Genomic DNA, 21,034 nt, shown 5'->3' with positions numbered 1-21,034 from the left:
TATAAAAAGTAGTAGAGGATAAATCAATGACATGTATAAAAATTGATAATAGCAACTTTGAGAGTGAAGTTCTCACTTCTTCTCTTCCTGTCGTTGTTGATTTTTGGGCAGAATGGTGTGGTCCTTGCAAAAGCATTGCGCCAATCCTTGATGAAATTGCAAAAGAAATGCAAAGCCAGATTAAAGTTGCTAAAATTAACATTGATGAAAGTCCAGAACTAGCTACCCGATATGGAATACGGTCAATTCCTACTTTGTTAATTTTTAAAAATGGAGAAGTATCATCGAATAAAGTTGGAGCTTCCTCTAAAAGACATCTTGCTGATTGGATTAAAAATAGCCTTGGTTAAATTCCTTTGTAATTCTTTTTCCAAATAGAAAGAAGCTCAAGTCGCTTCTTTCTATTTTTGTTTTAAAAAATAAATCAAGTTAAAAATTTTATGGAAAATCAATATATTTTTTCTGTTTTATTCTGGAATCGCATTATAAAAAGCATTAAGCTTTTATATAAAAAAATTTGATTGGATTGAAATTAAAATGTTTTAAAAAAAATCTAGTTATTGAATAAAATAATTCATGTTTTAGTAATAACTAAAAGGTCACAATTGAATCAAAGACTTATTTTGACTAGAATAATATCTTCTTTTTTGAACAATTGAAAGAATTAAGACGTATTACTCCGGCCTTTATTAAACTTTGCTAATGAAAGAAATTTTTTAGAAAATAAAAAAGTGAGCGAGATGAAGATGTTTAAAAAGATTTTTATTGTTGTATGTATTATGATTATGACTTTTTCCAGTCCGGCGTGGACGCAAACACCAAACCGTTTACAGCAGTTTGAAGCGTGGGGAGCTTATTCTTATAAATCACCAGAAAGCACGATTTGTTATATATTATCAGTTCCTTTAAAGGCACTCCCAACAAATGTTAAGCACGGCGATAATTTCTTTTTGGTTACTAAACGTTCTAATTCCCCTGTTTCTTTTGAGCCACAGTTTATGGCTGGTTATACGCTCAAAGAAGGATCAAAAGTTACAGTCACCATTGGAGATAAGAATTTTGACTTTTTTACAAAAGATTCATCAGCTTGGTTAACGTCATCAGGAATGGAAAAACAACTTGTTTCTGCTATGCGTTCAGGAGCAAATATGACAGTAAAAGCTATTTCAAAAAGAGGAACTAACACCATTTATACTTATTCTTTAAAAGGAGTAACTGCTGCTTTAAATATGGTACAAAAATGTAATTAAAATATTTATAATTCTAAAACAACTGACAAAATGGAAAGTCATGGCCATTTCATATGATATTAGATCTGTCGGAACATACAAAGTAAAAGCAGAAAGTACCATAGTAACAAAAGAGTCTAAGTTATCTTTAATTGGTTTAACGCGCGATGAAATGGCACAAGCTTTACAAGTCATTGGTGTACCAGAACATCAAATGCGGATGCGTATACGTCAACTTTGGCATTGGCTTTATGTGCGTGGTGTTTCTCATTTTGATAAGATGTTAAATATTTCTAAGCCAATGCGGGGAATGCTTAAAGATCATTTTTCCATAGCGCGTCCTGAAATTATTGCGGAACAAATATCACAAGATGGTACTCGCAAATGGCTTTTACGATTTCCAGCCTCTGGAGCTGGAAGACCTGTTGAAATTGAAATGGTTTATATCCCTGAAGAAGGGCGTGGTACTTTGTGTATATCATCTCAGGTAGGGTGTACGTTAACCTGTTCTTTTTGTCATACGGGAACACAAAGACTTGTTCGTAACCTAACAGCTGAAGAGATTTTAATGCAATTATTGGTTGCTCGTGATTGTTTAGGTGATTTCCTTGATAAAAATATACCTGATAGTGCAATTATCCCAGTTAAAGGACGTAAAATTACTAATATTGTTATGATGGGTATGGGAGAACCTCTTTATAATTTTGAAGCGGTGAAAAAAGCTTTATTGATTGCTTCTGATGGAAATGGGCTTTCTTTGTCGAAACGCCGAATTACTCTTTCAACCAGTGGAGTGATTCCTGGAATTATAAGAACAGGAAAAGAAATTGGTGTTATGTTAGCTATTTCACTCCATGCGGTACACGATACATTGCGAGATATACTTGTTCCAATCAATAAAAAATATCCTCTTGCTTTTTTAATGGAAGCCTGCCGTAATTATCCTGGTCTTTCGAATGCTAAGCGCATTACATTTGAATATGTTATGCTGAAAGATGTAAATGATAGTTTGGATGATGCAAGACGGTTAGTTAAATTGATTAAAGGTATTCCTGCTAAAATCAATTTGATTCCTTTTAATCCATGGCCTGGGAGCAATTATCAATGTTCTGATTGGGAGCAAATCGAACGTTTTGCTGATATCGTTAATAAAGCAGGTTATGCTTCACCTATTCGCATGCCACGTGGGCGTGATATTTTAGCTGCATGTGGACAACTTAAATCGACTTCAGAGCGCTTACGCAAATCTGAACGTATGCAGCTTGAAAATAAGATTGATAATGAATATGCTTAATTTTTTGACATAAGCAAGCGCAGAGCAAAAATGGTAAAAACTCCCGCAATAAACCAATTTAAAAAACGGGTATAAAAAGGGTTTTGCAATAAACTTTTAGAAAGTTTATTAACCATAAAAATCATAGAAATTGTAATGGGCAAAGAAATAAGAATATAAGAAAATCCTAAAATAAATAATTTTTGTGTAGCCATAGGGTCATTAGCATTGATAAATTGTGGTAAGAACGTCACGTTAAAAAGGATAACTTTAGGATTTAATAGATTAATTCCAATACCAGTTAAATAATTGTGTTTAAGACTATGACATTCTGAAGATGTTTCTTTTAAAGAAAATGTTGAGTGTTGACGCAATGCTTGAAAGGCAAGCCATAAAAGATAAAAAGCGCCAACAATTTTAAGTAGAAAAAAAGCGTATGGTGAGGTAAAAATAAGCGCTGATAGACCAATAGCTACAGCGATAACTTGAATGGTAAAACCCGTTGCACTTCCAAAAGCACAAATAATTCCAGCTTTTTTACCTTGTGCAATAGTACGCCCCACTGAGAGCATAATATCAGGTCCTGGAATAAGAGCAAAAATTAACGCTCCTAAGGAAAATTGTATAATGATAGACCATTCGGGTAAAAATGACATATCAATCTCCTCTATACTTGAAAATAAGTGGTCATGACTTATACCTTTTACATATTTTCTTTTTACACTTTTTCATCTTTTTTTGCATCTTTGTTTTATACTGCTTTAAAAAAATTATTTTAATTTCTTGCACGATTTTGATTTCTGAGTAGAAGATGTGGAAGATAAAGAGAGTAGATATATAGAGATTAAAAATGAAAAAATGGAAAGATATTAAAAAAGTTGTCTTAGCTTATTCAGGGGGATTGGATACATCAATCATTCTCAAATGGTTGCAAAATGAATTAGAGGCTGAAGTTGTAACTTTTACGGCAGATTTAGGTCAAGGAGAAGAGTTAGAGCCTGCGCGTTGTAAAGCCGAAATGCTTGGTGTTAAAAAAATTTATATTGAAGATCTACGCGAAGAATTTGTACGTGATTTTGTATTTCCGATGTTTCGAGCAAATGCGGTTTATGAAGGAGTTTATCTTTTAGGAACGTCGATTGCTCGTCCGCTTATTTCAAAACGTCTTGTTGAAATTGCCAAAGAAACCAATGCAGATGCAATCGCCCATGGAGCAACAGGGAAAGGAAATGATCAAGTACGCTTCGAACTTTCTGCTTATGCTCTTAATCCTGATATTAAAATTATTGCTCCTTGGCGTGATTGGAATTTTAAAAGTCGAACAGATTTGATTGAATTTGCCCATGCGCATCAAATTCCAGTGGAGAAAGATAAACAAGGTGAAGCGCCTTTTTCGGTAGACGCAAATTTACTACATTCATCATCGGAAGGAAAGATTTTAGAAGATCCAGCAATTTCTGCTCCTGAATATGTGCATATGCGTACTCTTTCACCAGAAGCTGCACCAGATCAAGTAACCATAATCACAATTGGTTTTAAAAAAGGGGATGCTATTTCAATTAATGGAGAAGTTTTATCTCCTGCGGATTTGTTAGCTCAATTAAATAATTACGGGCGTGAAAATGGTATCGGCCGGTTAGATTTGGTAGAAAATCGCTTTGTGGGTATGAAATCACGTGGTATTTATGAAACACCGGGAGGAACTATTCTTTTAACTGCTCACCGAGCAATGGAATCCTTAACATTGGATCGTGGTGCAGCTCATTTGAAAGATGAATTAATGCCACGTTATGCAGAACTTATTTATTATGGTTTTTGGTTTTCACCTGAGCGTAAAATGTTACAAGCAGCTATTGATTTATCTCAAGAAAATGTTGAAGGTGAGGTGACGTTAAAACTTTATAAAGGAAATGTTATTGTTGAAGGTCGTCAAAGTGAAAAATCACTTTATTCCGATAAGTTGGTGACTTTTGAAAATGATCAAGGCGTTTATAATCAAAAAGATGCAGCAGGTTTTATTAAATTGAATGCATTACGTTTACGAACATTAGCAGCACGTTCATCGAAATTATAAAATCATTTTGATAAAAGTCATAGGAAAAAGTCTTTTAATATAAAATCTTTATTTAGTATTTTTAAACTTATTTTTATTGGCAAATGCGTTATTTTCGGATTTTTGGTTAGATGCTAGAAGATTTATTTTCTTTTTGATAAAATGTAGTAAGAAAAGCCATAAGTTAATGGAGATTAAAACTCCAATAATTAAAATAAGTAAATTATATCGTGATACTTAATTATATTAAGATAAGAAGGATATGACTGGAAAAGGTTATATATTGATTATGACAAGAATGAAATGAGAAGATTTTTGCTGCTTTTATATTACTATTATTGACGAAAAAGTTTAACAATCATACACCTTGTCATTAAATAATTTATTTTTAGGATAAAGATGATGCTCAATCAGTATGATACCTATAACCTTCCGTCCAAATTAATAGATTCAGCTGTACAATCAAAAGCTTGGCCGTTTGAAGAAGCTCGTAAGATTGTCAAACGTTACGAAAAAATCGGCTCTCCAGAGCATATTTTATTTGAAACAGGTTATGGACCTTCTGGTTTACCCCATATTGGAACTTTTGGGGAAGTAGCACGTACAACTATGGTGCGTCATGCATTTCATATTCTCACCCAAAATAAAATCAAAACAAAACTTCTTTGTTTTTCTGATGATATGGATGGTTTGCGCAAAATTCCTGATAATGTGCCTAATCGAAAAAAAATGGAAAACTATCTTGGTCAACCGCTTAGCCGTGTCCCCGACCCTTTTGGGGATATTTATCCTTCTTTCGGGGCTGCTAATAATGTACGTTTGCGAACTTTCCTTGATCGTTTCGGTTTTGACTACGAATTTGCTAGTGCCACTGATTATTATAATTCTGGCCGTTTTGATGAAACACTTTTAAGAATACTTGTCTGTTATGACAAGATTATGGAAATTATTCTACCAACCTTAGGTGAAGAACGGCGAGCAACTTATTCACTCTTTTTGCCTATTTCTCCACTTTCCGGAAAAGTATTACAGGTCCCTATAATTGCTCGAAATATTGAAAAAGGAACCATTACCTATATCGAACCTGAGACAGGTGATCGCATTGAAACAGAGATTATAGGTGGAAAAGTTAAATGTCAATGGAAAGTGGATTGGGCGATGCGTTGGACTGCGCTCAGAGTTGATTACGAAATGGCGGGGAAAGACCTTATCGATTCAACAAATCTTTCTTCTAAAATTTGTAAAATTCTTGGTGGAAGACCTCCTGAGGGATTTAATTATGAGCTTTTCTTGGATGATAAGGGACAGAAAATTTCTAAATCCAAAGGAAATGGTTTGACCATTGATGATTGGTTAACTTATGCACCAACAGAAAGTTTAGGACTCTATATGTTTTTAAAGCCAAAAACAGCAAAACGGCTTTATTTTGATGTTATTCCAAAAGCTGTTGATGAGTATTATGCACATCTTTCAGCTTATGAGCGTCAGCAATGGAAAGAGCGTCTTAATAATCCCGTATGGCATATTCATAATGGTTGTCCTCCTCAGATTAATTTGCCTGTTTCTTTTGCTATGCTGTTGAATCTGGTTAGTGCTTCTAATGCTGAAAATAAAGAAGTTCTTTGGGGATTTATTTCTCGCTATACTAAAGGAGCTAATGCGCAAACATATCCGATGCTTGACCAGTTAGTGCAATTTGCTCTTAAATATTTTGATATTTTTGTAAAACCAAATAAAAAATTTCGTATACCTGATGAAAATGAACGCTCAACATTGATTCAAATTGACGAAAAATTAGCCAGTTTGCCGAAAACTGTTGATCGAGATACTATTCAAAACGTACTTCTTGATATTGCGCGCTTGACGGAACGCTATCAAGATCATAGCAAAAAAAGTCCAGAAGGAGGGCCTGGTGTTTCAAGTGACTTTTTTCAAATGCTTTATGAAGTACTTTTAGGACAAGAAAGAGGACCACGACTTGGATCATTTATAGCGCTGTATGGAATTGATGAGACGCGCACACTCATTGCTACAGCACTTGCACGATCCGTAGAGGAATAATGGAACATAGAGTGCAAGAAATAAAACGGCGGCGCACATTTGCGATCATTGCTCATCCTGATGCAGGGAAAACAACTCTGACAGAAAAGCTATTATTATTTGGTGGTGCTATTCAGTTGGCTGGTGAGGTGAAAGCAAAAAAAGATCGTATTCAAACCCGTTCTGATTGGATGAATATTGAGCGTGACCGTGGTATTTCAGTTGTCACATCCGTAATGACATTTGAATATAAAAATCATATTTTTAATTTATTAGATACCCCAGGTCATGAGGATTTTGCAGATGATACATATCGCACTCTAACAGCTGTTGATAGTGCTATTATGGTACTAGATGGGGCGCGCGGAATTGAACCTAGAACACTCAAATTGTTTGAAGTATGCCGAATGCGAGATATCCCTATTTTTACTTTTGTTAACAAAATGGACCGTGAAGCACGTGATCCCTTAGAAATTTTAGATGAAATTGAAGAAAAGCTTGCACTTGATACTGCTCCAATTACTTGGCCCATTGGTATAGGAAAGAATTTTGTTGGTACTTTTGATCTTCATCATAATTGTTTTCGCCAACAAGATCATGAGGTAATTTCACAAACGGTTTCTGATCTTCATAAAGTTGCAAACTTGCTTCCTGAAAATCAGCAAGAACTCTTTATTGAAGGAGTAGAGCTTGCTCGTAGTGCTTGCAAAAAATTTAATATTCAAGCTTTCTATGAAGGACATATGACACCCATTTATTTCGGCTCAGCTTTAAGAAATTTTGGTGTTCGTGATTTGATTAACGCATTGGTTGATTTTGGTCCAAGTCCTCGTAATCAGATAGCAGATCAACGGAATATAATGGCTATTGAACCAAAGATGACAGGTTTTGTCTTTAAAATTCAAGCTAATATGGATCCCAATCACCGTGATCGTATTGCATTTTTGCGGGTGTGTTCGGGAACACTTGAGAGAGGTATGAAAACTAAGTTAGTACGAACAGGAAAATCAATGACACTCTCGGCTCCGCAATTTTTCTTTGCTCGTTCACGTCAAATTGCTAATCAAGTATATGCTGGTGATATAGTAGGTATCCCTAACCATGGAACTTTGCGTATTGGGGATACTTTGACCGAAGGAGAAGATATTCTCTTTAAAGGTGTGCCAAATTTTGCACCAGAAATTTTACGTAGCGTTCATTTATGCGATCCTATGAAAGCAAAGAAACTAAAAGAAGCCTTGCAACAAATGGCTGAAGAGGGAGTAGTACAATTATTTATCCCTTATGATGGTTCACTTGCTCTTATTGGTGTAATTGGTGCTTTGCAAATTGATGTTTTAACAGAGCGGCTTAAAGTAGAATATTCTCTACCCGTGAGCTTTGAATCATCGCGTTTTAACGTATGTCGTTGGATTTCTGCAGAAAGTAAAGAAGAGCTTCAAAATTTTCTTATTAATCATCGATCAGCTATTGCGTATGATTTAGATAGCGATCCAGTTTTTTTAGCAGAAAATCATTTTTCGTTAAATTATGAAGCAGAAAGAGCACCAAAAATAAAATTTGTAGCTTTTAAAGATTACCAGGTACGATCTAAGCATAAGGAGCTTTGATTTTAATATAAAGAAATTACTATTTATTATAAATAAAAAACTTAAAAAATAAACTATGAGTATTACAATAATTATAAAAATATTATAGTGAATCTAAATAATAAGTGAATTAGAATATTATTTTCTAATCTTCATTGAATACATTACACTACAGTCACTTTCTTAATTTGAATATTTTAACTATACTCTCATAATTCTTTACAAAAATGTACATTATATTGCTTCTATTAAAACATAATAAAGCTCTCGTTAAAATCAATAAACACTCTTAACACAAGAAAAAAAATTGTTGCTCATAGCAAAGTTTTTAAACTTGAATATTTTATATAAACTAAAAAACTAGAGAGAAAACTGATTTCCTAAATAAATTTTACGGACATCAGCATTATTGATAATGTCATCCGGACAACCATGAACTAACACTTTTCCTGCGTGAATAATATAAGCACGATCAACAAGCTCCAACGTTTCTCGTACATTATGATCCGTTATCAAAACGCCGATACCACGTTGAGTTAAATGACGAACAAGTTGTTTAATATCAGAAATAGCGATGGGATCAATTCCTGCAAATGGTTCATCAAGCAACATAAAATTGGGGCGAGAGGCTAAAGCCCGTGCAATTTCAAGACGTCTTCGCTCACCTCCTGATAAAGAAAGAGCCGGCATTTTACGTAAATGATCAATTTTGAATTCATGTAAAAGCACATCCAATTCTTCAAAACGTTTAAAGTGATCTTTTTGAGTTACTTCCAAAACAGCTTTAATATTATTTTCTACTGAAAGACCACGAAAAATTGAGGCTTCTTGCGGTAAATATCCAATCCCCAAACGAGCACGTCGATACATTGGTAGATGCGTAATATCAAACCCATCAATCCCGATTAAACCACCATCAGATTTGATTAAACCTGTAACCATATAAAAGCAGGTCGTTTTACCAGCACCATTAGGGCCTAAAATACCGACTGTCTCTCCAGCACAAATATTAAAAGAAACACAATTAACAACTTGTTTTCCCCGATAAACTTTAATTAAATTATGAGCAACTAAAGTTCTATTTGAGGTTTCTTTTAAAGCCTCACTTTTAAGAGTGTGTTCAATTGTCTGTTTTTTTCTTTTGATTCCAAACATAAAATCTTAACGACCATTCTTTGAGCTTGATTCTAAAATAATTGAAACACGATTTTTCTTTCCAGATATCTTACATCCTTCAAGAGAAGCTTTTCCAGTTTTCACATTAGCTGTTAATGTGCACCCTTTAGCTACATTATTGCCATCGGTTAACACAACATTATTACCTGTTAAGATTATCATACTCAATTGCCCATCAAAAATAGCTTTATCACCCGTAGCAGTTTGTGTTGCTATTTTAATATAAACCTCACCTAAAGCTTCTATCTTTTTAATATCAGTTGAACCAATCTTTCCAGGAAAAACTGATTTTGTTCGTAATTGATTTATATCATCTGTTAGATGTGCTTTATTGTAATAAATAACTAATTTTGACGTTCGTAAAAGTCTTTCGTTCTGCATTACCGAAACATTACCATTAAAAATAGCAATGCCTTCTTTGTAACGTATTTCTAAAGAATCTGCATGAATTTCTATTGGCTCTTTTCCATTTAATCCATCGATTCCAAAATGAGTTACTGTAGCATATCCATTAACTGGTCCCAATATCACAATACTTAAAACTAAGATACTTATCCATTCTTTACACGATTTTTTTGACTTCATTCTTGATCTGTTTTCTCGTATAAACATACGTATTCTTCTATAAACACTACTTCAAATTCCTTATGCTATTTTTCTTTTTGATCAAGAATGATATGTACTCCCCTTTGAAAATAAATAATTTGTTCTTTCTCACAAACTTGCAGAGCATTCGCCATAAGATGAAGACCTGCGCTTTGAATATTTACAGGTTGATCTGTATTTAATTGGCTCTTAGATAAATTAATATTCGCAGCTATAAATTGTGCAATTATTCCATCTTTCGTTGTAACCGTAAAAGGTTTATCCAATTTTAAATGACTGTTAATATTATCATAAACCCCTTCTTGTGCATTAAGAAAAATTTGCCCCTGTTTGCTTGTAGGTACTTCAGCTGTAATATTTTTTAGTCTAATAATCCCAGAAGACTTAAGCTCTTGAAAAGCTTTTTCTGCCTTAATCCAATAAGGCTTATGAAAATTTGTATACCCCTCCAATCTTGGATTAAGCATTGTTAATTGTGCTATTTCCTCTTCTTCATGATTCAAAAGCACCTTATTAAAAGAAACAAAAATAGAAAAAAATGTAAACCAGCAAAAAACTAATGCTATAATCAATGCAAAAATCGGTAAACAAATTTTGAGCAAGCGAACTTGATAGGAATGAAAATATGTTTTTTTTAAAATATTGTTAAAAGACGATTCTATTAAAAGAATTCATATTGATTACGCATAATCATATTTTTAATTTCCTAGATATTCGGTTTTTTTGATTTATGGAGTTTTTATAAGACATATTTTAATTTTATTTATTGCAATATTCCTTTTATTGGTTTTTTACTTTTAATGATTTATATATTGGAATATATATATACTCTATATATGTAACCCATATGTATGAGACACACAATTGCAACGAAAAATCTTTTTTCATATGAAAGAGGGGTTATTTTGGTTAAATCAGAACTTGTACAAATTATTGCTCGTCATAATCCACATCTTATGCAACGTGATGCAGAAAATGTTGTGAATGCTATTTTTGAAGAAATTTCAGCAGCTCTTGCCAATGGTCAACGTGTTGAACTACGTGGTTTCGGTGCTTTTTCTACAAAAACACGTTCAGCTCGTAATAGTCGCAATCCACGAACAGGTGAAACTGTTATGGTTGAAGAGAAATGGGTTCCTTTTTTCAAAACAGGTAAAGATTTGCGTGAACGGCTTAATACTTAATAAATGAGTAGATTCATGATCATAAAACGTATCCTCTTAGCAGTAATTTTGGTGCCTATTACAGCCTTCTTAATTGGTTTCATCGTTGCTAATCGCCAAGAGGTTATATTAACACTTAATCCTCTTCAAAAAAATTCTGAATATTTTACTTATCAAGCTCCTCTTTTTGTTTGGCTTTTTATTTTTTTTTGTCTTGGTATTTTACTTAGCAGTATAACCAATTGGTTTGCACAACATAAAAACCGTAAAACCTTAAAAGAAAGGAAAGCTGAGATAGAGAAATTAAAAGTATCAATTGCCAATAAAACTAATATAATGACATTTTAATGAAATTTTCTCTATAGTGTCGGATAAAAAGTCTAAAAATGTTTTCTCTTGTCTCATATACATAGTTTAATTAACTTAAGACTCTTATATCATAAGGATTTCAGCTTTCATAACAATATATTATGACACCCAATATGCCCGCACAATGTTTTCAACCACACTTTAGTAACGTATACTTACGAGAGAAATTACCTTTTATTCTAGAAACAGGTGCTAGTGCAGATTATGCTTTAGTTGATTCTGGTAATGGAAAAAAACTAGAGCGTTATGGTTCTTACCATATTATTCGGCCAGAAAGTCAAGCGCTATGGCAACCAGCCTTATCACAAGAAAATTGGGCTAATGTTGATGCAATTTTTACAGGTAATCGAGATGAAGAAGGTATTGGTCGTTGGTTTTTTCCTAAAAAACCACTTGGTGAAACATGGCCACTTTCTTGGAATGGTTTATCTTTTCTGGGACGTTTTACTTCTTTTCGCCATGTGGGTGTTTTTCCGGAACAAGATGCTCATTGGCGTTCACTAGAAGAACAAATTATTAAAACTAATCGTTCTATCAAATTGTTAAATCTTTTTGGCTATACAGGTATTGCATCTTTGATTGGTGCGCGTTCAGGTGCAATTGTTACCCATGTTGATGCTTCTAAAAAGGCTATCGTTTGGGCGAAAGCTAATCAAAAAAAAGCAGGATTATTAGATCGTCCCATTCGCTGGATATGCGACGATGCAGTAAAATTTGTTGAACGTGAACTACGCCGTCAAAAAAGTTATGATTTGATTCTCCTCGATCCCCCTGCTTATGGACGCGGACCTCATAACGAAATTTGGCAATTATTCGATCATCTACCAACGATGATCAAAAACTGCCGTAAACTTTTATCGAACAAACCACTTGCTGTCGTTCTCACAGTTTATTCTATTCGTGCTTCTTTTTATACATTTCATACCTTAATGCATGATATATTTAAAAATCTTGGTGGTACAATAGAGTCAGGAGAACTGATTTTGCGTGAAGAATCTGCTGGACGCGCTCTTTCTACTTCTCTTTTTAGCCGTTGGATTGCTTGAACATGTGTAAACAAAAAACCGGCAAAGTTAAAGAAATTACGTCCCTTAGCAACCCTATTATTAAGGCTCTTAAAGCGCTAAATAAAAAGAAGAACCGTAATCGAGAAGGTATTTTTACTGCAGAAGGATTAAAACTGATCATTGATGCTTTAAATCTTGGTTGGACAATTCAAACACTCATTATTTCTAAAAGCTCACTTAGTAATACCATCATTGAAAATATCGCTGCAAACACTATAACTAAAGGTGGTTCTGTAATTAAAGCCTCACAAAAGGTTATGGAAGCTATTACTCATCGTGATAACCCGCAAAAAGTTGTCGGTATTTTTAAACAACAATGGCACTCCATTGAAACAATCATAAGACGAATCGATGATGTCTATATCGCACTTGATCGTGTGCGTGATCCTGGAAACCTTGGAACCATCATCCGCACTGCTGATGCAGTAGGAGCAAAAGGAATTTTCTTGATTGGCGAAACAACAGATCCCTTTTCACCTGAAACAATACGTGCAACAATGGGATCTATATTTTCCGTACCACTTTACCGTTGTAACGAAAATACTTTTTTAAATTGGTCTACAAATTTTAGAGGTATGATTGTTGGCACACATCTTAAAGGATCTATCGATTATCGCGCAATTGATTTTAAAAATGGTCCCATTATACTCTTAATGGGAAATGAACAACAAGGTTTATCGGATGCCCTTGCAAATCACTGTAATAATCTGGCGCGTATTCCACAACTTGGAAATGCCGATTCACTTAATTTAGCAGTAGCAACAGCTATTATGCTCTATGAAATTCGCCGCCCTTATTTAACTCTTGAATCACGCAAGGATAAAGGATGACACGCAAATCATTGCTCTTTCTTTTTTTCACCTTAATTTTTACAGCAGGACTTGATCAAGGAATCAAATATTGGGTTACGCATACCATACAATTAGGTGTAGAAATACCGATTCTTTCTTTTATTTCTCTCTATCATGTGCACAATTCTGGCATTGCATTTTCATTTCTTTCTTCCTATCCTCATTGGGGGATTATTGCTCTTACGCTTATTATTATTGCTTTTCTTTTATGGTTGTGGAAAAATACTGAAAATGATAAATTTTTATCGCATTTTGGTATTGCTCTTATTATTGGTGGAGCAATCGGTAATCTCATTGATCGTATTCTCTTTCATTATGTTATAGATTATATATTATTTCATATTAATGATGTTTTTTCTTTTGCTATTTTCAATCTTGCTGATACTTTTATCACGCTTGGTGCTGTTGCCTTTTTAATCGAAGAATCTCTTATATTAGCTAAAAAAAAACGTTATCCTAACAATACATCTCTTGAATAAAAAGATCGTTTTCTTTTGTATAAAATAAATAAAGAAACGTTGATTTCTTTTAATTTATAAATCAACTCCTCCTGGTCTCTTCGTAAATGTTCCATGTAACTGTAATTATGTGTGAAAAATTCATTTTTCCATATTAAGATATAGGTAAAAGTTATTTAAAATCCTCTTACAAATTCTAAAAACTAAAGATTAATGCTCACAGAAATCGAAATTCTAACTAACTTAAAAATTAATAGAACTTACTCAAAAGTAAAAAGAATATTGGAATTTTTCTTTCCCATTCGAATAGCATGACATGGTATTAACTTTTTCCACTTTACAGTCGGCATAGAAAACACCCGCTATATTGATTTTCACTTATTCATTTTATTTTTCTTTAGACATTAAAACTAACAAAATATGTACTATTGTTATGCTTACCGTTTTTTACATTAACCACATTTAGAAGAAAAATCATTACTCAAAATTACATTGTATTTCTCTTAATTTGAAAAAGTCACCCTTTTATTACTAATTTGTAAGTTTTTCTTTCAACAAAAATCTCTTGTAATTTTTAAATAAATCTCCATAATAGGTATAAGTGTGCTAGAATTCTGTCAGGGTTTTGAGGAGTTTTTGTATTTGCTTAAAAAAGCTTATATTAAAGACCATAAAAGGATATAAATTTCTTTTAATTCATATATCCTACGGAACATATGCTAAAGGACTTAATATTATGGCTGATTTTAAAAATTTACGTTCGGTATCTGTTTCTAATACTGATGCATCAATTGATCAAGGGTTGCGCAGTTATATGCTGGGTGTCTATAATACAATGGCCATTGGTTTGCTTATTACAGCTGTTGCGGCTTATGCAATCGCATCATTGGTTACGACAACAGATATGAATCAAGCTGCAGCTCAGATCAATGGAAGTGTTTATTTAACATCATTTGGTGTGACATTTTATATGTCACCGTTTTCTTATGTTATTATGTTTGCACCGCTTGTAGCTGTATTATTTCTCAGTTTTAAAATTAATACGCTTAGTACCAGTGTTGCTCGAAGTCTCTTTTTTGCTTACGCTACTCTTGTAGGACTTTCACTATCGTCGATTATTCTACGCTATACGCCAGAAAGCATCGTGCAAACATTTGTTATTACTTCTGCTGCTTTTGGCTCTTTATCACTATATGGTTATACTACGAAAAGTGATCTTACGGCTATAGGTTCATTTTTATTTATGGGCTTAATTGGTTTAATGTTAGCCGTAATTGTGAATGTTTTTCTTGAGTCAAGTGCCTTGCAATTTACGATCTCTGTGATTGGTATTCTCGTTTTTGCCGGTTTAACAGCTTACAATACGCAAAATATAAAGTTGATGTATTATGAAGGAGATGAAGATGACACTCGCGGTCGTAAAATTATCATGGGCGCGTTGAATCTTTATCTTGATTTCATAAATATGTTTGTTTTTTTGTTGCAATTTCTTGGTTCGAATCGGGATTAATAAAAATTATTATTTAAATAAAAGCCCTGTTTTCTTTAGAAAACAGGGCTTTTTAATCTTTAATGTAACCATTGTCTTTAAATTCGTTGACATGATTAAACAATACAAAATAACAAAGAAACTAAAATTCCTTTGGCCTCTTATATCGATCAAGAAAAAATTTCACAATTCTTTATTAAAGACTGCTCATAACTGCTCTGGTTACCAGAAAAATGTAACCTATCATAATGATAACTATGACCTTACTATAGCCTCTTATAATGTCCACAAATGTGTTGGTGTTGATAAAATTTTTAATCCTGCTCGTATTGTGCATGTTATTTCTGAATTACAAACTGATATTCTCGCTCTTCAAGAAGCCGATAAGCGTTTTGGTGAGCGGACTGGTTTGATTGATCTTCAGCTCTTAAAAGCTGAAACAGGGTTAATTCCAGTGCCTCTAAATACCATGTCTCCGAATGGCCATGGTTGGCATGGCAATGCTCTTTTTTTGCGCCAAGGACGTATACATAATATCTCACAAATCACTTTACCTGGTTTTGAACCACGTGGTGCTATAATTGTAGAATTAAAAATGAAGTCAGGTTTTATTCGTGTTATAGCTGCTCACTTTGGTTTGTTACGCCATTCTCGTAATCAGCAAGTCAAAATGCTTCTTGCTCTTCTTAAAAAATATTCTGTTATGCCTACACTTCTTATTGGTGACTTAAACGAATGGCGAAAGGGAAAAGGCTCATCATTAAATTTTTTTTCCCCTTACTTTGATATCACACTTGACGGCGTGTCAAGTTTTCCATCTCGTTTTCCTTTTTTAGCTCTTGATAGAATTTTTGCTTTTCCTCATCAATTAGTAATAAACGTTGAAAGCCATTATTCACCTCTAGCGCGTATTGCTTCTGATCACTTACCCATTAAAGCGTATCTTAATCTTGCAAAAGCAATGGCCATTCTTAAACATAAAATGAATGAAAAAAACTAATGTGCTTCATCCCAATTTTGAGCTACTACAACTTTCACTTCAAGCGGTACAGATAAAGATAATGCGGGCATTGTAGCATTTTCCATAACTTTTTTAACAAGAATCGCAGTTCTTGTACTTTCGGATTTGGGTACTTCGAAGATAAGTTCATCATGTACTTGCAATAACATTTTAGCGGACAATTTTTCTTTTTCTAAAGCACTTTCCATTTGAATCATAGCACGACGAATAATATCTGCTGCAGACCCCTGTATTGGTGCATTGATAGCAGCTCGTTCATTAAAGGCACGAATTTGTGGATTAGCTATTTTTATTTCAGGGAAGTGTATCCGACGACCAAAAATGGTCTCCACATAACCATGATGACGCGCAAACATTTTTGTTTTTTCCATATAATCTTTAATTCCTGTAAATCTTTCAAAATAGAGCTGAATATAATTGCTAGCTTCCTTTCGGGAAATTCCTAATTGATTTGCTAATCCAAAAGACGAAATACCATAAATAATACCAAAATTAATGGCTTTCGCACGTCTACGTATATCTGAAGGCATTCTTTCAACCGCAACTCCAAACATTTGGGAGGCAGTCATAGCGTGGATATCCTGATCTTGGGAAAAAGCTTCTTTTAATGCTGCTATATCAGCAACATGCGCAAGAATACGTAATTCAATCTGGCTATAATCAGCAGATAACAATACATGTCCTTCTGAAGCAATAAAAGCTGATCGGATTTTTCGTCCCTCAGCAGTTCGTATCGGAATATTCTGCAGATTAGGTTCTGATGACGATAATCGCCCTGTCGATGTTGTTGCTAGAGAATAATTTGTGTGAACACGACCTGTTTTAGGCAAAATATAGGAAGGTAAAGCATCTGTATAGGTAGATTTTAGTTTTGCAAGTTGACGCCAATCAACAATTTTTCTTGGTAAAATATAGCCTTCAGCAGCTAACTCTTCCAAAGTTTGTGCCGATGTTGACCATTGGCCATTTTTAGTTTTAGTACCACCAGGCAAACCCATTTTACCAAAAAGTATATTTCCCAATTGTTTTGGTGAAGCAATATTAAATTTTTCACCAACAAGCTGATAAATTTCCTCTTCCAGATTTAAAGCAGCCTGTGCTAACTCTCTTGAAAGACGTGATAAAATCTGGCGATCGACAAGAATTCCGCGTTTTTCCATTCTTGCGAGAATCTCTATCAATGGGCGATCAAGACGTTCATAAATTTTCGTCATTCTTTGTGCTACAAGTTCTTGTTTTAACACTTTCCATAAACGAAGTGTTATATCAGCGTCTTCAGCTGCATATAGAGTCGCCTGTTTCAAATCCACCTGTGCAAAAGAGACTATCTTTTTTCCATTATAAGTCAAATCCTTATAACTAATTGGCCTATGCCCAAGCCAACGTTCAGATAAAACATCTATACCATGGGTTGAAATTCCAGCTTCTAAAGCATAAGATAAAAGCATCGTATCATCAAAAGAACGCATTACAATATCGTGTTGCTTCATCACTAACCAATCATATTTTATATTTTGACCAATTTTTAATATTGCTTGATTTTCTAATACCGGTTTCAAAAGTGCTAAAGCTTTTTGTGTCTCAATTTGTGAAACAATGCGCCCACCTCCCAAAAGATCATTTCCTCCTGCAACATGTTCAAGTGGGATATAAGCCGCTTTTCCAGGCTGTAACGCCAATGAAAAACCAACAAGCTTTGCTTGCATAGGATCAAGAGAGGTTGTTTCAGTATCAAAAGCAAAGTAACCTTGCTCTTCTGCTGCTAACAACCACTCTTTTAGAATTTCTTCATCAAGAATAGTCTTATAGGAATCTCTTGTAATTTTTTGAGTACGGGCTTGATTCTTGCGTTTTCGCGCTAAAATCTGAGGAGAATTTTCAAAAAAATCATGAAATAAGGCTTTATTATTTTTGATACCCAAATCAGCCTCACACGTAGTTTCCTCCCAATTAATATTTATATCCAATGCATCAATAACTGCTGCATCACAAGATGTCTCTTTTGCTACACGACGTGTTAGTGCTGTAAACTCCATAGCTTTCAAAAAAGCAATTAAACGTGGACCGTTTTGTGGTTCTAAAAAAAGATGATCTAAGCTTTTATCTATAGGGACATCCGTCTTAAGTTTAACTAGTTCACGAGAAATTTTTGCTTGCTCACTATAAGCTTGAATATTTTCACGTCGTTTTATTTGCTTAATTTCTGTCACACGTTGCAATAAAAGGTCAAGAGAACCAAATTGATCTAATAATTGTGCCGCAATTTTTGGGCCAATACCAGGAACGCCTGGTACATTATCTGTTGGATCTCCAGTTAAAGCTTGCAAATCAACCATTTTTTCAGGCATTACACCCCATTTTTCTATGACATCAGAAATACCTATATGTTTATCTTTCATGCCATCATATAAAGATACATGTGTGTTTACTAATTGCATCAAATCTTTATCAGAAGAAATAATAGTTGTTTTTGCTCCAACTTGTGTTGCTAATTGAGCATAGGTAGCGATTAAATCATCTGCTTCAAATCCTTCTTTTTCGATACAAGGTAAATTAAAAGCTTTTGTTGCTTGTCGTATTAGCTCAAACTGAGGAATGAGATCTTCTGGAGGTGCTGCTCGATTAGCTTTATATTGAGGATAAATTTGTTTACGAAATGTATTAGATGAATAATCAAAAATAATAGCAACATGGGTTGGAACAACACCAATAGCTGTATTACGAGCATCACAAAGTAATTTCCATAACATATTACAAAAACCAGCGACAGCTCCTACAGGAAGTCCGTCTTTTTTACGCTTTAAAGGTGGTAGAGCATGATAAGCGCGAAAGATATAACCTGATCCATCAACTAAAAAAAGGTGGTCTTTTGCTTTCATAACGATTTTGTTTCTCCATTTTCACATAAAGAAAATACACTTTTATATTTTTCTTGATCCTATTTTGAAATTTATTAGTTTTGCCTCTAAAAAGCCATTTTTTATTGTTATGTATTTACGATATCGTTGCGTTTTGTGTTTAGTACCTAGAGCTTTTCTTTGCTGTTACAGGATATAATAGCTTTGTTTTGTTCCTCCTATGATAGCTGGGGTACAATGTAGCGATGAGGTCGTTGTGGTGTTCCCCTCCCCACAGCGACCGTTTTTTTTAAAGAAAGTTTTTCAATAAAGGCGGAACAGTTTTCTATTTTTAAATAATTTTAAAGTAATTCCATAAAGCTTTATCACCTATACTTTTGATTAAATTAGCATGCATATCTTTTTCCTGTTTACTTAATCTTTGAGGTAAAGTTTGAGAGCGAATTTTAATTGTATGAAAAACATTCTTGCCATCTTGAACATTCATAGCATCAAAACTTTCACAGTTATCAAAACCAAATATTCCCTGTTTTCCACCAATTAACTCAATGTACACATCAGCAAGAATTTCTGCATCAAGTAGAGCTCCATGAAATACACGATGACTATTATCGATTCCAAAACGTTTACATAAGACATCAAGAGAATTAGGTCCCATAGGAAATCTGCGTTTTGCCATAGCCAATGTATCAACGACATTATTAATATTGATAAGAGGTTTATTAACTCGCTCCAATTCTGCATTAAGAAAACCAATATCAAAATTTGCATTATGAGCAACTACCATTGCTCCATCAATAAAATCCAAAAGCTCATCGACGATATCATCAAATTTTTTTTCATTTTTTAAGCGTTCATTCGTTAATCCATGAATAGCAACAACCTCATCAGGAATAACAACTTCTTGTGGATTTAAATAAACATGGAATCGACGTCCTGTAAGATAACGGTTGACCATTTCGATACAACCGATTTCAATTATGCGATCACTTTTTTTATTTAATCCTGTTGTTTCAGTATCAAAAATAATCTCACGCATTGCTCTAACTTTTTCTCTTTTAAGAATCATTTTTTAATAAATTTTTTATCACCTGTAAAACTTGTTGACGTGTATTTTCCAAATCTTTTCCCGTATCAATAATAAAATCAGCGTACTCTCGTTTTTGTTTATCAGATACTTGTTTAGTATTAATAATTGAAAATTTTTCTTCGTTCATATTTGGGCGGTTCATTGCGCGTGTCTTTTGCACTTCTGGTGGTGAAGACACAACAACTACACTATTCACACGATTCTCACTTTTTGTTTCAAAAAGAAGAGGAATATCAAGAACAACTAAATTTTTTTTCTGTTGACGTGCTATATTAATAAATTCTCTTTCTTTTTTCTTCACCAAAGGATGAATTATTTCTTCTAAAATCTTTAATTTTTCACTATCATTGATTAGTATTTCAGAAAGTTTTAGACGATTCACTTGGCCGTTTTCAATAACATCAGGAAAAACATCTTTTATAAGAGACACTATTGGTTCACTTCTATAAAGTTGGTGTACAACCTCATCAGCACTAAAAACAGGAACACCTGCTTGTTTGAAAAAATCAGCAGTTGTTGATTTTCCCATAGCTATTGATCCAGTTAACCCTATAATTTTCATAATTCATTTTCACCTATATATTCTAGGTTGCTTTCCGCAATTCTTTTGTTACTAATGGTTTTATTCTAAACCACCGTTTAAAAACAGGAACAGCTTAGTATAAAATCATCTCAAACCAAAAATTATGAATTTTTGGTGAT

The 21,034-nt window shown here is 33.7% G+C and carries 20 protein-coding genes; 13 read left to right on the top strand and 7 right to left on the bottom strand.

Annotated features, from left to right (window positions below):
• Positions 1–26: 26 nt before the first annotated feature.
• The 3 genes from trxA to rlmN all read left to right on the top strand — a co-directional run bounded on the left by trxA (position 27) and on the right by rlmN (position 2,523).
• Entirely contained in the window at positions 27–350 is a 324-nt protein-coding gene (gene trxA / locus BJB63x_RS06060; RefSeq protein ID WP_078719419.1) for a thioredoxin, read from the top strand.
• A gap of 396 nt (positions 351–746) precedes the next feature.
• Positions 747–1,250 carry an invasion associated locus B family protein gene (locus tag BJB63x_RS06055; protein WP_078719418.1) on the top strand — a complete coding sequence of 168 codons (504 nt, stop codon included), beginning with the start codon at positions 747–749 and terminating at the stop codon, positions 1,248–1,250.
• A gap of 40 nt (positions 1,251–1,290) precedes the next feature.
• A complete protein-coding gene (gene rlmN, locus BJB63x_RS06050) occupies positions 1,291–2,523 on the top strand; it encodes a 23S rRNA (adenine(2503)-C(2))-methyltransferase RlmN (protein WP_078719417.1) in 1,233 nt (410 codons plus the stop codon).
• Here the strand turns inward: rlmN and BJB63x_RS06045 are convergent.
• The gene (locus BJB63x_RS06045; protein WP_078719416.1) at positions 2,520–3,158 is read right to left on the bottom strand and encodes a LysE family translocator; all 639 of its coding nucleotides are present in this window, start codon (positions 3,156–3,158) and stop codon (positions 2,520–2,522) included. The genes rlmN and BJB63x_RS06045 overlap by 4 nt on opposite strands.
• A gap of 194 nt (positions 3,159–3,352) precedes the next feature.
• Between BJB63x_RS06045 and BJB63x_RS06040 the strand changes: the two genes are divergently transcribed.
• The 3 genes from BJB63x_RS06040 (at position 3,353) to BJB63x_RS06030 (ending at position 8,205) form a co-directional block, all read left to right on the top strand.
• Complete coding sequence (locus BJB63x_RS06040) at positions 3,353–4,576, top strand: argininosuccinate synthase (protein ID WP_078719415.1); 1,224 nt, start codon at positions 3,353–3,355, stop codon at positions 4,574–4,576.
• 378 nt (positions 4,577–4,954) lie between these two features.
• Positions 4,955–6,616 carry a lysine--tRNA ligase gene (locus BJB63x_RS06035; RefSeq protein ID WP_078719414.1) on the top strand — a complete coding sequence of 554 codons (1,662 nt, stop codon included), beginning with the start codon at positions 4,955–4,957 and terminating at the stop codon, positions 6,614–6,616.
• Positions 6,616–8,205 (top strand): peptide chain release factor 3, encoded by a 1,590-nt coding sequence (locus BJB63x_RS06030; protein ID WP_078719413.1) that lies wholly within the window; start codon positions 6,616–6,618, stop codon positions 8,203–8,205. The genes BJB63x_RS06035 and BJB63x_RS06030 overlap by 1 nt, the downstream gene beginning before the upstream one ends.
• 339 nt (positions 8,206–8,544) lie before the next feature.
• On the opposite strand, the gene lptB is transcribed toward BJB63x_RS06030, so the two are convergent.
• From lptB to lptC, 3 genes are all read right to left on the bottom strand, one after another.
• Complete coding sequence (lptB, locus tag BJB63x_RS06025; RefSeq protein WP_078719412.1) at positions 8,545–9,339, bottom strand: LPS export ABC transporter ATP-binding protein; 795 nt, start codon at positions 9,337–9,339, stop codon at positions 8,545–8,547.
• A gap of 6 nt (positions 9,340–9,345) precedes the next feature.
• Positions 9,346–9,945: an LptA/OstA family protein gene (locus BJB63x_RS06020; RefSeq protein WP_078719411.1), complete on the bottom strand. Its 600-nt coding sequence runs from the start codon at positions 9,943–9,945 to the stop codon at positions 9,346–9,348.
• Positions 9,946–10,010: 65 nt separating this feature from the next.
• A complete protein-coding gene (lptC, locus tag BJB63x_RS06015) occupies positions 10,011–10,538 on the bottom strand; it encodes an LPS export ABC transporter periplasmic protein LptC (RefSeq protein WP_335617797.1) in 528 nt (175 codons plus the stop codon).
• A gap of 333 nt (positions 10,539–10,871) precedes the next feature.
• Here lptC and BJB63x_RS06010 point away from each other — a divergent pair, with 333 nt between their 5' ends.
• From BJB63x_RS06010 to BJB63x_RS05980, 7 genes are all read left to right on the top strand, one after another.
• Positions 10,872–11,150, top strand: a complete 279-nt coding sequence (locus tag BJB63x_RS06010; RefSeq protein WP_078719585.1) for an integration host factor subunit beta — start codon at positions 10,872–10,874, stop codon at positions 11,148–11,150.
• A 15-nt stretch (positions 11,151–11,165) separates the two neighbouring features.
• Positions 11,166–11,477, top strand: a complete 312-nt coding sequence (locus tag BJB63x_RS06005) for a LapA family protein (protein WP_078719409.1) — start codon at positions 11,166–11,168, stop codon at positions 11,475–11,477.
• A 134-nt stretch (positions 11,478–11,611) separates the two neighbouring features.
• The gene (locus BJB63x_RS06000; RefSeq protein ID WP_078719584.1) at positions 11,612–12,544 is read left to right on the top strand and encodes a class I SAM-dependent methyltransferase; all 933 of its coding nucleotides are present in this window, start codon (positions 11,612–11,614) and stop codon (positions 12,542–12,544) included.
• Positions 12,545–12,546: 2 nt separating this feature from the next.
• Positions 12,547–13,395 carry a TrmH family RNA methyltransferase gene (locus BJB63x_RS05995; RefSeq protein ID WP_078719408.1) on the top strand — a complete coding sequence of 283 codons (849 nt, stop codon included), beginning with the start codon at positions 12,547–12,549 and terminating at the stop codon, positions 13,393–13,395.
• The gene (lspA, locus tag BJB63x_RS05990) at positions 13,392–13,895 is read left to right on the top strand and encodes a signal peptidase II (RefSeq protein ID WP_078719675.1); all 504 of its coding nucleotides are present in this window, start codon (positions 13,392–13,394) and stop codon (positions 13,893–13,895) included. The genes BJB63x_RS05995 and lspA overlap by 4 nt, the downstream gene beginning before the upstream one ends.
• Positions 13,896–14,610: 715 nt before the next feature.
• Complete coding sequence (locus tag BJB63x_RS05985; RefSeq protein ID WP_078719406.1) at positions 14,611–15,384, top strand: Bax inhibitor-1/YccA family protein; 774 nt, start codon at positions 14,611–14,613, stop codon at positions 15,382–15,384.
• A 91-nt stretch (positions 15,385–15,475) separates the two neighbouring features.
• A complete protein-coding gene (locus tag BJB63x_RS05980) occupies positions 15,476–16,363 on the top strand; it encodes an endonuclease/exonuclease/phosphatase family protein (protein ID WP_194284786.1) in 888 nt (295 codons plus the stop codon).
• On the opposite strand, the gene polA is transcribed toward BJB63x_RS05980, so the two are convergent.
• The 3 genes from polA to coaE form a co-directional block, all read right to left on the bottom strand.
• Positions 16,360–19,263: a DNA polymerase I gene (polA, locus tag BJB63x_RS05975; protein WP_078719405.1), complete on the bottom strand. Its 2,904-nt coding sequence runs from the start codon at positions 19,261–19,263 to the stop codon at positions 16,360–16,362. The genes BJB63x_RS05980 and polA overlap by 4 nt on opposite strands.
• Positions 19,264–19,573: 310 nt before the next feature.
• Entirely contained in the window at positions 19,574–20,281 is a 708-nt protein-coding gene (gene dnaQ, locus BJB63x_RS05970; protein ID WP_078719582.1) for a DNA polymerase III subunit epsilon, read from the bottom strand.
• 19 nt (positions 20,282–20,300) lie between these two features.
• On the bottom strand, positions 20,301–20,894 hold the full coding sequence (gene coaE / locus BJB63x_RS05965; RefSeq protein ID WP_078719404.1) for a dephospho-CoA kinase: 594 nt from the start codon (positions 20,892–20,894) through the stop codon (positions 20,301–20,303).
• Between the last annotated feature and the right edge of the window lie 140 nt (positions 20,895–21,034).

This window comes from Bartonella sp. JB63 (assembly GCF_002022665.1).
Taxonomy (GTDB): Bacteria; Pseudomonadota; Alphaproteobacteria; order Rhizobiales; family Rhizobiaceae; genus Bartonella.
The sequence above is the reverse complement of the archived record's forward strand: the minus strand, read 5'-3'. Positions and strand labels throughout refer to the sequence as shown.

Coding starts and splice junctions, on each gene's coding strand:
- coaE (WP_078719404.1), bottom strand. CDS start 20,894: ATGAAAATTATAGGGTTAACTGGATCAATAGCTATGGGAAAATCAACA.
- polA (WP_078719405.1), bottom strand. CDS start 19,263: ATGAAAGCAAAAGACCACCTTTTTTTAGTTGATGGATCAGGTTATATC.
- BJB63x_RS06005 (WP_078719409.1), top strand. CDS start 11,166: ATGATCATAAAACGTATCCTCTTAGCAGTAATTTTGGTGCCTATTACA.
- lspA (WP_078719675.1), top strand. CDS start 13,392: ATGACACGCAAATCATTGCTCTTTCTTTTTTTCACCTTAATTTTTACA.
- BJB63x_RS06030 (WP_078719413.1), top strand. CDS start 6,616: ATGGAACATAGAGTGCAAGAAATAAAACGGCGGCGCACATTTGCGATC.
- BJB63x_RS06020 (WP_078719411.1), bottom strand. CDS start 9,945: ATGAAGTCAAAAAAATCGTGTAAAGAATGGATAAGTATCTTAGTTTTA.
- rlmN (WP_078719417.1), top strand. CDS start 1,291: ATGGCCATTTCATATGATATTAGATCTGTCGGAACATACAAAGTAAAA.
- dnaQ (WP_078719582.1), bottom strand. CDS start 20,281: ATGCGTGAGATTATTTTTGATACTGAAACAACAGGATTAAATAAAAAA.
- BJB63x_RS06000 (WP_078719584.1), top strand. CDS start 11,612: ATGCCCGCACAATGTTTTCAACCACACTTTAGTAACGTATACTTACGA.
- BJB63x_RS06035 (WP_078719414.1), top strand. CDS start 4,955: ATGATGCTCAATCAGTATGATACCTATAACCTTCCGTCCAAATTAATA.
- trxA (WP_078719419.1), top strand. CDS start 27: ATGACATGTATAAAAATTGATAATAGCAACTTTGAGAGTGAAGTTCTC.
- BJB63x_RS05980 (WP_194284786.1), top strand. CDS start 15,476: ATGATTAAACAATACAAAATAACAAAGAAACTAAAATTCCTTTGGCCT.
- BJB63x_RS05985 (WP_078719406.1), top strand. CDS start 14,611: ATGGCTGATTTTAAAAATTTACGTTCGGTATCTGTTTCTAATACTGAT.
- lptB (WP_078719412.1), bottom strand. CDS start 9,339: ATGTTTGGAATCAAAAGAAAAAAACAGACAATTGAACACACTCTTAAA.
- BJB63x_RS05995 (WP_078719408.1), top strand. CDS start 12,547: ATGTGTAAACAAAAAACCGGCAAAGTTAAAGAAATTACGTCCCTTAGC.
- BJB63x_RS06045 (WP_078719416.1), bottom strand. CDS start 3,158: ATGTCATTTTTACCCGAATGGTCTATCATTATACAATTTTCCTTAGGA.
- BJB63x_RS06040 (WP_078719415.1), top strand. CDS start 3,353: ATGAAAAAATGGAAAGATATTAAAAAAGTTGTCTTAGCTTATTCAGGG.
- BJB63x_RS06055 (WP_078719418.1), top strand. CDS start 747: ATGTTTAAAAAGATTTTTATTGTTGTATGTATTATGATTATGACTTTT.